The organism is Pseudomonas sp. R4-84, from assembly GCF_054130985.1.
In genome coordinates this window covers 1604762-1617996 of the sequence record NZ_CP096390.1, presented here as the reverse complement: position 1 = coordinate 1617996, position 13235 = coordinate 1604762, and the positions used below count along the sequence as shown (strand labels likewise).

At 59.0% G+C, this 13235-nt stretch carries 13 protein-coding genes; all 13 read right to left on the bottom strand.

Going from position 1 to position 13235, the window contains the following annotated elements:
* Positions 1–7: 7 nt before the first annotated feature.
* The 13 genes from fliG to M1D68_RS07530 all read right to left on the bottom strand — a co-directional run bounded on the left by fliG (position 8) and on the right by M1D68_RS07530 (position 13203).
* A complete protein-coding gene (fliG, locus tag M1D68_RS07590) occupies positions 8–1027 on the bottom strand; it encodes a flagellar motor switch protein FliG (RefSeq protein WP_007958288.1) in 1020 nt (339 codons plus the stop codon).
* The gene (fliF, locus tag M1D68_RS07585; protein ID WP_258648065.1) at positions 1020–2804 is read right to left on the bottom strand and encodes a flagellar basal-body MS-ring/collar protein FliF; all 1785 of its coding nucleotides are present in this window, start codon (positions 2802–2804) and stop codon (positions 1020–1022) included. Before fliF ends, fliG begins: the two co-directional genes overlap by 8 nt.
* Positions 2805–2819: 15 nt before the next feature.
* Positions 2820–3146: a flagellar hook-basal body complex protein FliE gene (fliE, locus tag M1D68_RS07580; protein ID WP_457969873.1), complete on the bottom strand. Its 327-nt coding sequence runs from the start codon at positions 3144–3146 to the stop codon at positions 2820–2822.
* 249 nt (positions 3147–3395) lie between these two features.
* Complete coding sequence (fleR, locus tag M1D68_RS07575) at positions 3396–4778, bottom strand: sigma-54-dependent response regulator transcription factor FleR (RefSeq protein WP_457969871.1); 1383 nt, start codon at positions 4776–4778, stop codon at positions 3396–3398.
* A gap of 5 nt (positions 4779–4783) precedes the next feature.
* On the bottom strand, positions 4784–5974 hold the full coding sequence (locus M1D68_RS07570; RefSeq protein WP_457970694.1) for a sensor histidine kinase: 1191 nt from the start codon (positions 5972–5974) through the stop codon (positions 4784–4786).
* 128 nt (positions 5975–6102) lie between these two features.
* Positions 6103–7578 (bottom strand): sigma-54 dependent transcriptional regulator, encoded by a 1476-nt coding sequence (locus tag M1D68_RS07565; RefSeq protein ID WP_434563002.1) that lies wholly within the window; start codon positions 7576–7578, stop codon positions 6103–6105.
* Between the two features lie 173 nt (positions 7579–7751).
* Positions 7752–8048 (bottom strand): flagellar protein FliT, encoded by a 297-nt coding sequence (locus M1D68_RS07560; RefSeq protein WP_420767383.1) that lies wholly within the window; start codon positions 8046–8048, stop codon positions 7752–7754.
* Positions 8049–8059: 11 nt separating this feature from the next.
* A complete protein-coding gene (gene fliS / locus M1D68_RS07555) occupies positions 8060–8455 on the bottom strand; it encodes a flagellar export chaperone FliS (RefSeq protein WP_457969861.1) in 396 nt (131 codons plus the stop codon).
* 130 nt (positions 8456–8585) lie between these two features.
* The gene (fliD, locus tag M1D68_RS07550; RefSeq protein WP_457969859.1) at positions 8586–10019 is read right to left on the bottom strand and encodes a flagellar filament capping protein FliD; all 1434 of its coding nucleotides are present in this window, start codon (positions 10017–10019) and stop codon (positions 8586–8588) included.
* Between the two features lie 82 nt (positions 10020–10101).
* A complete protein-coding gene (locus tag M1D68_RS07545) occupies positions 10102–10467 on the bottom strand; it encodes a flagellar protein FlaG (protein WP_457969858.1) in 366 nt (121 codons plus the stop codon).
* A 72-nt stretch (positions 10468–10539) separates the two neighbouring features.
* Positions 10540–11391, bottom strand: coding sequence for a flagellin domain-containing protein (locus tag M1D68_RS07540; RefSeq protein WP_079305252.1), 852 nt, complete (start codon positions 11389–11391; stop codon positions 10540–10542).
* A 253-nt stretch (positions 11392–11644) separates the two neighbouring features.
* Complete coding sequence (locus M1D68_RS07535; protein WP_434562994.1) at positions 11645–11914, bottom strand: hypothetical protein; 270 nt, start codon at positions 11912–11914, stop codon at positions 11645–11647.
* Complete coding sequence (locus M1D68_RS07530) at positions 11911–13203, bottom strand: motility associated factor glycosyltransferase family protein (RefSeq protein ID WP_457969857.1); 1293 nt, start codon at positions 13201–13203, stop codon at positions 11911–11913. The genes M1D68_RS07535 and M1D68_RS07530 overlap by 4 nt, the downstream gene beginning before the upstream one ends.
* Positions 13204–13235: the final 32 nt, after the last annotated feature.

Genomic DNA, 13235 nt, shown 5'->3' with positions numbered 1-13235 from the left:
AACGACCTTAGATCATCTCTTCGCCGCCCTTGCCACCGAGCACGATTTCTCCGGCTTCGGCCATACGGCGGGCGATGGTGAGGATTTCCTTCTGTGCGGTTTCCACATCGCTGACGCGCACCGGGCCCTTGGCCTCGAGGTCGTCGCGCAACAGTTCGGCCGCTCGTTTGGACATGTTCTTGAAGATCTTCTCCTTGACGCCTTCGTCCGAACCCTTGAGGGCCAGGACCAGAACGTCGGAGGACACTTCGCGCAACAGAGCCTGGATACCACGATCGTCGACATCGGCCAGGTTGTTGAACACGAACATGAGGTCTTCGATCTGACCGGACAGGTCTTCGTCGACTTCGCGAATCGAGTCCATCAGTTGACCTTCGATCGAACTGTCGAGGAAGTTCATGATGTCCGCCGCGCGTTTGATACCGCCCAAGGTGGTGCGCGAGGCATTGGAGTTGCCCGAGAACTGCTTCTCGAGAATCTGGTTCAGTTCTTTCAGGGCCGCCGGCTGCACGGTGTTCAACGACGACACACGCAGGATGATATCGAGGCGAACCTTATGGTCGAAGTTGCCCAGCACTTCGCCGGCCTGGTCCGGGTCGAGGTACGCCACCACGATCGCCTGGATCTGGGGGTGTTCGTAACGGATCACGTCGGCAACCGCGCGCGGCTCCATCCACTTGAGGCTGTCCAGGCCGCTGGTGTTGCCACCCAGCAGAATCCGGTCGATCAGGCCGTTGGCCTTGTCCTCGCCCAGGGCCTGGGTGAGCATCTTGCGCACGTAGTCGTCGGAACCGACGCCCAGGCTGGTCTGGTCGCCGACGATGTCGACGAACTCGCTCATGACCTGCTCGACCTGCTCGCGATGGACATTGCCCATCTGGGCCATGGCCACGCCAACGCGCTGGACCTCTTTGGGCCCCATGTGACGCAGCACTTGGGCGGCGTCGGTCGAACCCAGGGACAGCAGCAGGATCGCGGCTTTGTCGACCCGGGACAATTTGGCAACAGCGGCTCGATTATCACTCATCTGCGTTAATCCACTCTTTCACGACCTGGGCCACACGACCCGGATCTTCTGCCACCAGACTCTTGATGGCGTTCAACTGAGCGTCGTAGCCTTCGCTCGGGCTTGGCAGCAGGATGCTCTGCGGCCCGCCGAGGCTGACGCGATCGTTGGCCAATTCGCCATCCAGGCCGCCCATGCCTCCCAGCTCTACATCGCCCAAGCCTGCCAACTGCTTGTTCTTGCCGCCACCGGTGATGTTGTTCAGCACCGGGCGCAACACGCCGAATACCAGTATCAGGATGAACAACACACCCAATACTTGCTTGACCACATCCCAGAACCAGGGTTGCGAATAAAACGGAATGTCGGCAATTTCTTCACCGCGCTCCAGGGAGAACGGCACGTTGATCACGCTGACGCTGTCGCCACGGCTGGCGTCGAAACCAACGGCGTCCTGCACCAGGCGAGTGAAGCGCGCCAATTCGTCGGCGCTCCACGGCGCACGGCTGGTTTCGCCGTTGGCCGGGTTGATCTTGACCTGATCGTCCACGACAACGGCGACCGACAGGCGATTCAAACGGCCCTGCTGCTGCTTGGTGTGGCTGATGGAACGGTCGAGCTCGAAGTTCTTGGTGGATTGTTGACGCTTGTCGGCCGGGTACGGCGCGAGCATCGGCTGGCCGGTGGCCGGGTCCATGATCTGTTGGCCATTGGCATCGATCAGCGGCTGGCCGGGCTGCACCATGCCCGCGGCGGCGGTGGCGCCACCGGTGGTTTGCGGCGCGCTGGCCGGCGACGGCGGCTGGTTGCTCAGGGCACCCGGCACGCCTTGCGGTCCATTGCTGGCGGTACGCTGTTCGTTCACCGACTGCTCGCTGCGCAACGCGGGTTGATCCGGGTTGAATTGCTCGGAGGTCGATTCGACCGCACTGAAATCCACGTCCGCCGAGACTTCGGCCTTGTAGCGGCCATTGCCCAGGATAGGTTGCAGAATGTTATGCACCCGCTGGGTGAACATGCCTTCCATGCGGCGGCTGTAATCGTATTGCTTGCCGGCCATGGTCAGTTCGGAGTTTTCCGCCTGGTCGGACAGCAGGTTGCCCTTCTGGTCGACCACGGTGATTTGCGACTTGCTCAGTTCGGGAACGCTGGTCGCCACCAGGTTGATGATGGCAACGACTTGGCCTGGCTCCAGGGAGCGGCCGGAATACAGTTCAACCAGTACCGAAGCACTCGGCTTGCGCTCATCGCGCACGAACACCGAGCTTTTCGGGATCGCCAAGTGCACACGGGCAGCCTTGACGTTGTTGAGGCTGGAGATGGTGCGCGCCAGTTCGCCTTCCAGGCCGCGACGATAACGAGTCGCTTCCATGAACTGGCTGGTGCCCAGGCCCTGGTCCTTGTCCAGAATCTCGAAACCGATGTTGCCATCGGTCGGTGTCACGCCAGCGGCAGCGAGCTTGAGGCGCGCGCGCGCCACGTCGTCGGCCTTGACCAGCAAGGCGCCAGAATTGGGTTCAACGGTGTAGGGAATGTCGGCAGAAGCCAGGGTTTCCATGACCTGCTTGGCGTCCATGCCTTCCAGGCTACCGTACAACGGACGGTAGTCTGGCTGCTGGGACCACAACACGACGGCGAAACCAATCGCCACGCTGGCAGCCAGGCCGACCAACAGGCCAACCTGACGCAGCATGGTCATCTCGGAGAGGTTTTCCAGGAAAGACAGACCGAACAACGGCGGTTTGCCGTCTACCGGAGTGGCCTTGGCTGGAACGTTATCAACGGCTGCTTCTGCCATGACTCAATAGTTTCCTTAGACCGGCATCTGCATGATGTCTTGGTAGGCTTGAACCAGTTTGTTACGTACCTGGGTCAACGCCTGAAACGAGACACTGGCTTTCTGCGAAGAGATCATTACATCCGTCAGGTCGACGCCACTTTTACCAATCTCGAAAGCACTGGCCAACTGGTTCGAAGCCTGCTGGGTATCGTTCACTTTATTGACGGCCTGACCGAGCATGTCGGAAAAGCTGCTGCCACCCACCTGGGGGACCGCGACCGAATTCGGCTGGGCCATGGCGTCCATTTGCATGGACCGCATGTCCAACATCAATCGATTAAATTCAATACCTTGGCTCATGGTCTATTCTCTCTGGCGGCCCGCATTTTTTTGACACTTACTCAGCGGGTACGTAGGTGTTAGCAACAAGGGTGCCAGCTCGATGGCCGTAAAAAACAAATGCATGCGCGAGCTCATCCGGACTCATGTGGGAGCGAGCCTGCTCGCAATAGCGGTCTGTCAGTCAACATCTACATCGCCTGAATCACCGCCTTCGCGAGCAGGGCTCGCTCCCACAGATCTAGAGGTGCAACTGCTTGGATCAATGATTCAACTGGCGAAAAGGTAGGCCTCCACATCCATCCCGGCATCACGCATTTGCGCCAACTTGTAGCGCAGGGTTCGGGGACTGATGCCGAGTCGCTCGGCCGCTTCCTTGCGACGGCCGCGCTCGGCGCGCAGGGTGTCGATGATCATCTGGAATTCGCGACGACGCAGATCGTCCTCCAACGCACCGGCTGATTCGGCTACCTCGACCGGAGGCACTACCGGCGCCAGCGGCGGTACCGGCAAAGGCGCACAAGCCACCGGACCGACCAGGCAGAAATCCTCGGGCTGGATCAAGCCGCCCTGCTGCAGGATCAGCGCCCGCTGGATCGCGTTATCCAGTTCCCGGACGTTACCGGGCCAGGGATACCCGATCAGGCAAGCCTGTGCCTCGGCGGACAGGCGCGCCGTTGCGTGCTTCATTTTATTGACGTGCTTGGCCAGCAGACGCTCGGCCAGCGGCAGGATATCGGCGGTGCGCTCGCGTAACGGACGCCAGGCCAACGGAAAAACCGACAGCCGGTAATAAAGGTCTTCCCGGAAACGCCCCGCCGCCACTTCGCCCGCCAGGTCGCGGTTGGTCGTCGCGACCACCCGGATGTCCAGGCTGATGGGCTTGCGCGCGCCGACCCGCTCCACTTCTCGCTCCTGCAACACCCGCAGCAATTTTGCCTGCAGGCCCAGGGGCATCTCAGAGATTTCATCCAGCAGGATGGTGCCGCCATCGGCCTGTTCGAACTTGCCAGCCTGGGCCGCGATGGCGCCGGTGAACGAACCCTTTTCGTGGCCGAACAATGTTGCTTCGAGCATGTTGTCGGGAATCGCCGCGCAGTTGATGGCAATGAACGGCTCGCTGGCGCGACGGGACTGCTGGTGAATATAACGGGCCAAGACTTCCTTGCCCGTACCGGACTCACCGGAAATCAATACGGTTGAATCGCTGCGTGCCACCCGCGCGGCCAATTCCAGCAGCTGCGCACTGGCCGGCTCGATCGCCACCGGGCCTTCACCTTCAACGGCAAGGCTTCCCAGGGCATGGCGCGCCACCAGGTCAAGCAGCGCCTTGGGCTCGAACGGCTTGACCAGATAGTCCGCCGCCCCCTGGCGCATGGCATCCACCGCTCGTTCGACCGCACCGTGGGCGGTCATCAACAGGACTGGCAATTGAGGCTGGCGCGCCCGCAGTAAACCGAGCAACTGATGGCCGTCCATGCCCGGCATATTGACGTCGCTGACCACCAGGCTGAACGGCTCGCGGGCCACCGCCAGCAACGCCTCCTCCGCCGAACCGACGACGGCATGATCATGCCCGGCCAACAGCAGTGTATCGGCGAGCGCCTCGCGCAGGGCACGATCGTCCTCCACCAGCAAAACCTTGATTGCCATTGCCTTCACTCCACCCCTGGCACACTGGAAAACAGCGGCAGCAGGACCAGCGCACACGTGCCGCGCCCCGGCCGCGAGCGCAACTGCAATTCACCCTGATGGGCCCGCGCCACGGCCTTGACCACGGTCAGACCGAGGCCCGTCCCGGTGGTCTTGGTGGTGAAAAAAGGCTCACCCAGGCAGGTCAACACGGCTGGATCGATGCCGCTGCCGTTGTCGCTGACACACAGGCGCAACGTGCTGCCACGGGTGTATAGGTGGACTTTCAGGCGAACGTCGCCGTCGCCCGCCTGGATCGCGTTTTCAATCAGGTTCAATACCGCGCCCACCAGCGTGTCGCGGTTGCACAAGACTTCGCCCGCGCGGCTGTCACACTGCCAGCGGATCGGCAAACCCTGTACGTGGGTCGACGCTGCGGCCTGCAAGGATTGCAGCAACGCCTTGGGCGTCACGCGGTCGGTCAACGGCAATTCGCCGCGGGCGAACACCAGCATGTCGCGGACCTGGTGCTCCAGCTCATGCAAGCGTTCCTTCAGGCGGCCGGCGAAGCGCTGCTGGGTATCCATCGGCAGTTGCTGTTCAGTCAAATGACTGGCGTAGAGCAACGCGGCGGACAGCGGCGTACGGATCTGATGGGCCAGCGACGCCACCATCCGCCCAAGGGAAGACAGCCGCTCGTGGCGGGCCAGCTGATCTTGCAGGTGGCGGGTTTCAGTCAGGTCGTTGAGCAGCACCAACTGCCCGGGCTCGGCATCAAGCGAACGGGTCGAGATAGAAAGGCGTCGACCGTCCTTGAGGGAAATCTCATGGCCGTCATCTTCGCGAGGAGCGAAGCAGCGGGCAATCACATGCCGCCACAGCTCGCCCTCCAATGGCAGGCCGAGCAGCTCACACGCTGCCGGGTTGGCTTCGCGCACGAAACCGTGCTCATCAATGACAATGACGCCGCCAGGCAAGAGGTCGAGGAGGTTTTGCAGCCGATTGGCCAGGCGTTCTTTTTCCGCCAGCTCCTGCATGCGCTGAGCGCTGACCACCGCCAGCTCACCCTTGAGCTCGGTGACCCGGGCTTCGAGCAGGCTGTAGGAGTCGGATAACTGGCTGGAGACCTGGTTAGACAGCGAAAACGCCTGCTCAAGTCCAAGCCGGCTAGCCTGCTCGGCGGACGGCATGAGTCCCGGCTCAGGGACAGGAGACATCAGGGCGGCTTGGGTCATCGTGCTCTCTCGCTTGGCTGACCGTCAGTTAAACGGAACGTTGCGAGGGCAGTAGCAATACCCGTGCCGAAAAAAAACCGCCCAGAAATCAGGCGGTTGTAAAACAGGCGTCAATCATCCGCCTGTTCATCTCCTTCGCGACGGCTCATGCCGTACTTGCGCATTTTTTCCACCAGTGTCGTGCGACGGATGCGCAGGCGTTCCGCCGCGCGGGCGACGATGCCGTTGGCATCGTCGAGTGCCTGCTGGATGAGGCCCTGCTCCAGGCCTCCCAGATAATCCTTCAGATCCAGGCCTTCCGGCGGCAGCATGGCGTTACTGGTGAAGTCCGGCGTATGGCCATTGATCGCTACGCGCTCTTCCAAGTCGCTGCGCAAGCTGTCGACCATCTGCTCGTCTTCGTCGTCGACGTAGCGGAACTTCTTCGGCAACTCGGCCACGCCGATCACGCCGTAGGGGTGCATGATCGCCATGCGCTCCACTAGGTTGGCCAACTCGCGGACGTTGCCCGGCCAGCCATGGCGGCAGAGAGACATGATCGCCGCAGAGTTGAAGCGGATCGAACCGCGCTTCTCATGCTCCATGCGCGAGATCAATTCGTTCATCAGCAGCGGGATGTCTTCGACCCGCTCACGCAGCGGCGCCATTTCGATCGGGAATACGTTGAGGCGGTAATAGAGATCCTCGCGGAAACTGCCGACCTCGATCATGCTTTCCAGATTCTTGTGAGTCGCGGCGATGATCCGCACGTCGACGCTCTGGGTCTTGTTGCTGCCCACGCGTTCAAAGGTGCGCTCTTGCAGCACGCGCAGCAGCTTGACCTGCATCGGCAGCGGCATGTCGCCGATTTCATCGAGGAACAGCGTGCCGCCGTTAGCCAATTCGAAACGCCCGGCGCGACTGGTAATTGCGCCGGTGAATGCGCCCTTCTCGTGGCCGAACAATTCGCTTTCCAGCAACTCGGCTGGGATCGCCCCGCAGTTGACTGGAACGAACGGCGCTTCGCGGCGCTTGGAATGGTAATGCAGGTTGCGCGCAACCACTTCCTTGCCGGTGCCGGACTCACCCAGGATCAGCACGCTGGCGTCGGTGTCGGCCACCTGCTGCATCATCTGGCGCACGTGCTGGATCGCACGGCTGGTGCCGACAAGGCTGCGGAAAAGATTGGGTTCACGATGCCGGCCGCGTTCACGGGCCTGGTCATACATTTCGCGATAAACCTGGGCACGGTGCAGCGAATCAAGCAATTTGCTGTAGCTGGGCGGCATTTCCAAGGTGGAAAGTACCCGGCGGCGCTGGTCTTCCGGCAGGTCTAGGGAAGAATTTTCGCCCATCAGCAAAACGGGAAGGAACTCATCCCAGGTTGAGAGTGTCTTTAGCAAGCCCAAAAGCGATGCGGGGGCATTTACGGTCCCGATAAGGACGCAAATGACTTCACGGCTGGACGACAATGAGCCGACAGCCTGCTGCCAGTCATGGCTGCCGCAGGGTAAATTTTCTTCGCCGAGAAAATTAAGGATCACCGCCAGGTCGCGGCGGCGGACGCTATCGTCATCGATCAGGAGAATTTTGGTTTCACGCCACATGCAATAGCAACTTCCCTAGTCAACTCAGTGCCCGAATTTGGGGGCAAGCTAGACGCTTGCAGACTTGTCATGCCTGTAGACGCCTGAAATCTGTAAACAGCCACTAGTTAAGTCAAAAAATCGTGCACAGTCAAATTTATGGCGCACTTTGTTCGGATTAAATGAAAATTAAATCATCCGAACAGGTGATAAACCTTCGCCGCGTTCTGTGCCTGGTTAATCTGTGACATTTCGTTCACGATCGCCTGACGTTCCCCCGTCGCGGCATCCAGCAACTGCCGATACACGCCAAGCAACTCTTCCAGGTTGTTACGCAACGCCGCCTCGTCCACCTCGGACTCGCCCATGACGTCTTCCATGCAGGAACGGCACGCCAGATCCAATTGACCGATGGCCTCCCAATTGCGCTCAGCCAGGGCATCAACCAGGGCATCTCGGGTTTGTTCTATGCGCTGCAAGACAAGACTCATGAGCTTATTCCTCAGAATTGCGGGCCAGGTGGCGCGATACCGTCCCAGCCTTCCTTGACCGTGCGCAGTAGATCAGCGACTTCGTCGAGGATCTTCGGATCGGTCTTGGCGTTGGCTTCGGCGAGACGTTTCATCATGTAGGTGTAAAGAGCATCCAACTCGGCTACCGACTCGGCCTGGTTTTCCAGATCCAAGCCTTCACGCAGGCCACCCACGATCCCGATGGCCTTGCTGATCAGTATGCCTTTGTTCGCGACATCCTTGCGTTCCATCGCGCCCTTGGCCTGGGCGATACGGTCCAGCCCGCCTTCCATGAGCATCTGCACAAGACGATGGGGACTTGCTTCGGAGGTTTGCGCCTGGGCGCCAATCTTCTGGTATTGGCGAAGGGCTAACATCGGATTCATGTTCTACCTCATCAAAAACTTCGGTTCGTATAAACAGCGTATCGACGCTGTGTCAAAAAACTTTAGTCCGAAAAGCCGAAAGCCCGGAGCGTTGTCAAAACGCTGCCGGGCTTTTTGTATCGGTCGAAAATCAGCTGTTCTTCTGTTGTGCCGTCATCGCTTCAAACATCGAGGTGATGTTACTGGCAGTGGCTTTCAGCTTGCCGACCAGAGTGTCCATGTCGTTATACTTCTTGGTCAATACCGCAGTCAGCGTCTCGACCCGACGGTCCAGCGCCAGCTGGTCAGCGCTCAATTTCGCCTTGATGATGTCGAGATTCTTCGATCTCGTTGTCAAGATGCTATCGATTACCGTTTTCCCATCAGGTCCTGTCTTTTTTTCCGTGTAAGGTTTGAGTGCATTCTGCATGCGTTCGATCAAACCATTCTCGCCGGTGAACAGAGTCTGGACCTCTCCACCCAACTGTTTGGTATTCAGGGCTTCCGTAAACTTCACGCTGTTGAAGTCCAGGGCACCGGTCGTCTGGTTGGTCGTGATGCCCAACTGTGACAACACGGTCAACTTATCGCCCGCCCCCGCCTCAGACAAAGGAGCACGAATGGCCGCCAGGAGCGAACGCGGCAAAGAGTCGCCCGTTAACGCGGCAGGGACCGAATTACCATCAGCATCCGTCGACGGTTTGGTCAACGATGTGACCGCCTTGGCAATAGCGTTATAAGCATCGACAAATTTTTGGATCGAAGCCTTCAAGCCGTCGGCGTTAGTGGCAACGGTGACCGTCGTCGGTCCGGAGCCGGCGACGAGCAATGTCATGTTCAAGCCCGAAATAACGTTATCCAGCTTGTTGGTTGGGCTAGTCATCGATAGCCCATCAACCGTAAAAATTGCATCCTTGGCCAGGCCGATCGAGCCCGAAGAGGTTGCACTAGGTGCCCCCATCAACGTAGATCCGTCGGCAGCGAGACTGGCAATACCGCTGAGCGAAATATCGCTGCCGGCTCCGGTCTTTGTCGAGCCCACTACCAGACGGGAACCAAAGTTGTCGGTGACGATGTTAGCGGTCAGACCGCTGGATGAATACTTGCTGTTTATCGCATCGCGAACCGACTGCAGCGTCCCGTCCGCCGGAACGTCAATCGTGTAATCCTTGCCGCTCTGGCTGATCGTCAGCGTGCCCGCCCCTACGACACTGGAAGTGCCACCCGCGAACGCGGCGGTAGCGACTTTTGATGACGTCGCCAACTGAGTGACGTTTACCGAGTAAGTACCGCTGACCGCCGAGTTGCTGGCCACTACTGTCAAGGCGCTGGTGTTGGCCGAAGTGGCTGCAACCCCGGTGAATTGAGGCGAGGTCGTGCTGCCCAGGCTTTCAAGCGCGGACTGAAAGGTAGCCAGCAGCGACTTCAGGGTACCGATCCCTGAAATATTGGCTGTGTTGGTCTTGGTGGCGCGGTCGATCTGACCTTGCTTGGCCGCTTTGTCAGAATCAACCAGTGCCTTGACGATAGCAGTGGTATCAAGGCCAGAGCCTAAACCCAAGCCAGGTAGAATTGGACTTGCCATGTGGGACTCCCTTCAGTGTGTCGCCGGCCTTTTGACCTTTACAACGTCCAAAAGAACATAACAACAGAATTCGTGCCGGTTGTCAGGCTTCAGCGCTGAACAACAAGCTGTTCGCATCATTCAAACTGTTGGCCAGTTTCAGAACTTCTTCGTTCGGGATCTGGCGAATCACTTCACCGGAACCACTGGCGATCACTTTGACCACTACTTTGCCTGAAGGCTCATCGATAGAGAACTCCAGGTTACGCTTGACCGACTGGACGAACTTCTCGATTTCCTGAACGGCTTTCTTGAGTTTGTCCTGCTCGGCAGCAGCATCCTTAGGGGCTTCTTTGACCGGAGCTACCACAGCCATCTCGGCCCGAGGCTTCTCCACCGGCTTATCGGCCACACTAGGCGCCGGTTTCGCCGCCGGATAAGACAAGTTCAGCTTCACGCTCATATCCATGTCCATCACCTCTTGAACGGAAAAAGCGAGAGAGTACGCAAGCGCACTCCCCCGCTAAAACTCATCCGACTATTACTGAAGCAGCTTCAGTACAGCGGACGGCAGTTGGTTAGCCTGGGCCAGAACCGAAGTGGAAGCTTGTTGCAGAGTCTGCTGCTTGGTCAGCTGGGCAGTTTCAGCAGCGAAGTCGGTGTCTTGTACGCGACCCAGTGCAGCAGCGGCGTTTTCGTTGATGTTCTGCAGGTTGGAGATGGTGCTGGTCAGACGGTTCTGGGCAGCACCGAGGTCCGCACGGCTGGCGTTGATGGTCGCCAAAGCAGCGTCGATCGCGTCGATTGCAGCAGAGGTGTTGGTTTCGGCTTCGGCGCTGTCTGCAGCACTGATCGCGATGGCACCAGAGTCAACGCTCAGGGTAGCAGCGTCGAAGCTGTCGCTCAGGGTCAGAGTGATCTGGTTGGTAGCACCAGTGTTGGAACCGACCTGGAAGGTCATGGTGCCAGCGGAACCGTCGATCAGGTTCTTGCCGTTGAGGTTGGTCGAATCAGCGATACGAGTCAGCTCGTCCGACATCTGAGCAAATTCTTTGTTCAGAGCATCACGGTCAGCTGTACCGTTGTTGTCGTTTCGTGCCTGTACGGCCAGTTCACGCATACGCTGCAGAATGTTGGTGGATTCCTGCAGAGCGCCTTCAGCGGTCTGAGCGATGGAGATACCGTCGTTGGCGTTCTTGATCGCAACAGTCTGACCGCGGATTTGCGAAGTCATACGAGTGGAGATCTGCAGGCCGGCGGCGTCGTCTTTGGCACTGTTGATTTTCAGGCCGGACGACAGGCGGGTCATCGAAGTGGACAGAGCATCGGAAGCCTTGTTCAGGTTCTTCTGAACGTTCAACGATGTGACGTTGGTGTTTACTGTTAAAGCCATGACGAATTCCTCGTTGGTTGGGTACTGCGGCTTCCGGCCCTGGCAACCGCCGGGTGTGGCCTAGAGAACCTTCGTAATAGTTATCGTCGTATTCGGAACTTGCTTTAGCAGATTTTTCAAAAATTTTGCCATCAGGGTGCCACCCCTCGTAAATCAAGGACTTGGCTGCGATTCAAGGGTGAAAAAATGGCGTCAGGGAAACGCCGCTGACGTCGCTGGAAGCGCATGACAGCGGGAAAGCTGCGAAAAGTAGCTAGATGGAGTGACCAGCGGTCAGCAGCTGGACCCACTCGTACTCAAGATAATCGGCCAGCGAAACCCAATTCTGCGCCTGTTGATCATCGAGCATCAGGGCAAGCAGCGCGTTCCACGACGAGAGGACATCGCCTGGCATCCGTTCGACCAGGGGCTGCGCCGACTCGATCAGCGTGACCATCGCCAACCCCGCCTCAACATCCCGCCCTAGTCGAAACAGGCGCGCGCATGCGCGGGCATCAATGAGTGCCTCATCAAGCGTGGTCATTGCACGTACTCCGGATGGAAATCGGTGCCGACGATCATCGCCCCGTCCCGACTGCTGTTGAAGAAGCGTACGTTGGGGTGCCTGGCAATGAAACGCTCCAGTTCACAGAGGTAGCTGCGAAAGTTGAGCTGGGTCTTGACGCGCCGTCCATGCCCATCGAGCACCCAATGCCTTGACGCCCCCAACTGCGGCCCCAAATCGCCATCGCCCCATCCTGCGTGAGTCTTGTCATGGGGGAAGGCAAAATCGGCACCAAACAGCGTGATTTGCGCAGCGCCCATTTGCACCGCTAAATCGACCGCTGGATGAATCACGCTCCCGCCCACATGAAGTTCGGCCCGGCAGAGTCGCTCACGCATCTCGCGGTAGACGGGACTGGAGGAATAACCGGCGTAGCGCGGCCCCCGCCATGCCTGAATCACTAAGGGGTCGGCCATGGGCAGATAAACAAGGGCAATGCCTTCGGTTTGCTCAGGCGGAAGATGACGCCCCGAGATACGCTGGTCGATGCTGACCACGACATCAGGACGGATGCCGTGATTGATCAACGGTCGGTAAGCCGTGTCGACACAAATCAACAACGGTCGCTCAGCTCGCTCGCTCACGCGGCGCAGCCTGTCGAAATGGTGCTCAAGGCTCGGACCGGTGGCAACGACGAACACCTCACGCCCCTGGAATGCGCCGAACAGCTCGGCAACATCGCGGTCGCCCTGTACAAGATTGAACGTCGATTGCAGCCGCTCGACGACCTCGGGAGCCTTGGGGTCGAACGTTCGGTTGGTGAAGTCCAGATGAACTTCACTGATCAACCGATCGCGAATCTTGGCACTATAATCATCGGCCAGTACCAGCTCGGCGGGGAGTGCGAAGAATGGCAGCTGGATTTCCGTCAGATCTCCCGCGTAGAGCAATACCACCCTGGGATCGGCAAGCCATGGCATCTGATCCAGCACCTGCAATACCAAGGCAAACACAGCGCCATTGAGCACATGAACATACAACCGCTCGAGCCCTGCCCGTTCCAGCAAACGGTTTTGCAGGTCGCCCAGCCCGGTTCCGTAGACGTGCACGACGCAAGCGTCCAAAGGCAGACTGGCGGCTTGCAGCTCCGCCTCGGCAAGACGGTCATGTCGGCTGGTCAGTTGGATTCCATTGATACTCAGGGTCGAACCAATGCCCTCCACCAGATCAGCTTGCAATCTACCCACGTCTTCCAGCAGCAAGCGCTCGGCCAGTGCAGGCCAACGCCGCTGGATCACCTGTAGATTGCGCTCAAAATACTCGCTCATGGCGTCTCGCTTTTGCACCAGGCAAAAAAATA

What these genes read in the sequence shown, in the direction of transcription:
- M1D68_RS07530 (WP_457969857.1), bottom strand. Translation starts at nt 13,203, where the DNA reads ATGAGCGAGTATTTTGAGCGCAATCTACAGGTGATCCAGCGGCGTTGG.
- fliS (WP_457969861.1), bottom strand. Translation starts at nt 8,455, where the DNA reads ATGAATCCGATGTTAGCCCTTCGCCAATACCAGAAGATTGGCGCCCAG.
- fliG (WP_007958288.1), bottom strand. Translation starts at nt 1,027, where the DNA reads ATGAGTGATAATCGAGCCGCTGTTGCCAAATTGTCCCGGGTCGACAAA.
- fliF (WP_258648065.1), bottom strand. Translation starts at nt 2,804, where the DNA reads ATGGCAGAAGCAGCCGTTGATAACGTTCCAGCCAAGGCCACTCCGGTA.
- fleR (WP_457969871.1), bottom strand. Translation starts at nt 4,778, where the DNA reads ATGGCAATCAAGGTTTTGCTGGTGGAGGACGATCGTGCCCTGCGCGAG.
- M1D68_RS07540 (WP_079305252.1), bottom strand. Translation starts at nt 11,391, where the DNA reads ATGGCTTTAACAGTAAACACCAACGTCACATCGTTGAACGTTCAGAAG.
- M1D68_RS07545 (WP_457969858.1), bottom strand. Translation starts at nt 10,467, where the DNA reads ATGGATATGAGCGTGAAGCTGAACTTGTCTTATCCGGCGGCGAAACCG.
- M1D68_RS07535 (WP_434562994.1), bottom strand. Translation starts at nt 11,914, where the DNA reads ATGACCACGCTTGATGAGGCACTCATTGATGCCCGCGCATGCGCGCGC.
- fliE (WP_457969873.1), bottom strand. Translation starts at nt 3,146, where the DNA reads ATGAGCCAAGGTATTGAATTTAATCGATTGATGTTGGACATGCGGTCC.
- M1D68_RS07565 (WP_434563002.1), bottom strand. Translation starts at nt 7,578, where the DNA reads ATGTGGCGTGAAACCAAAATTCTCCTGATCGATGACGATAGCGTCCGC.
- M1D68_RS07570 (WP_457970694.1), bottom strand. Translation starts at nt 5,974, where the DNA reads ATGTCTCCTGTCCCTGAGCCGGGACTCATGCCGTCCGCCGAGCAGGCT.
- fliD (WP_457969859.1), bottom strand. Translation starts at nt 10,019, where the DNA reads ATGGCAAGTCCAATTCTACCTGGCTTGGGTTTAGGCTCTGGCCTTGAT.
- M1D68_RS07560 (WP_420767383.1), bottom strand. Translation starts at nt 8,048, where the DNA reads ATGAGTCTTGTCTTGCAGCGCATAGAACAAACCCGAGATGCCCTGGTT.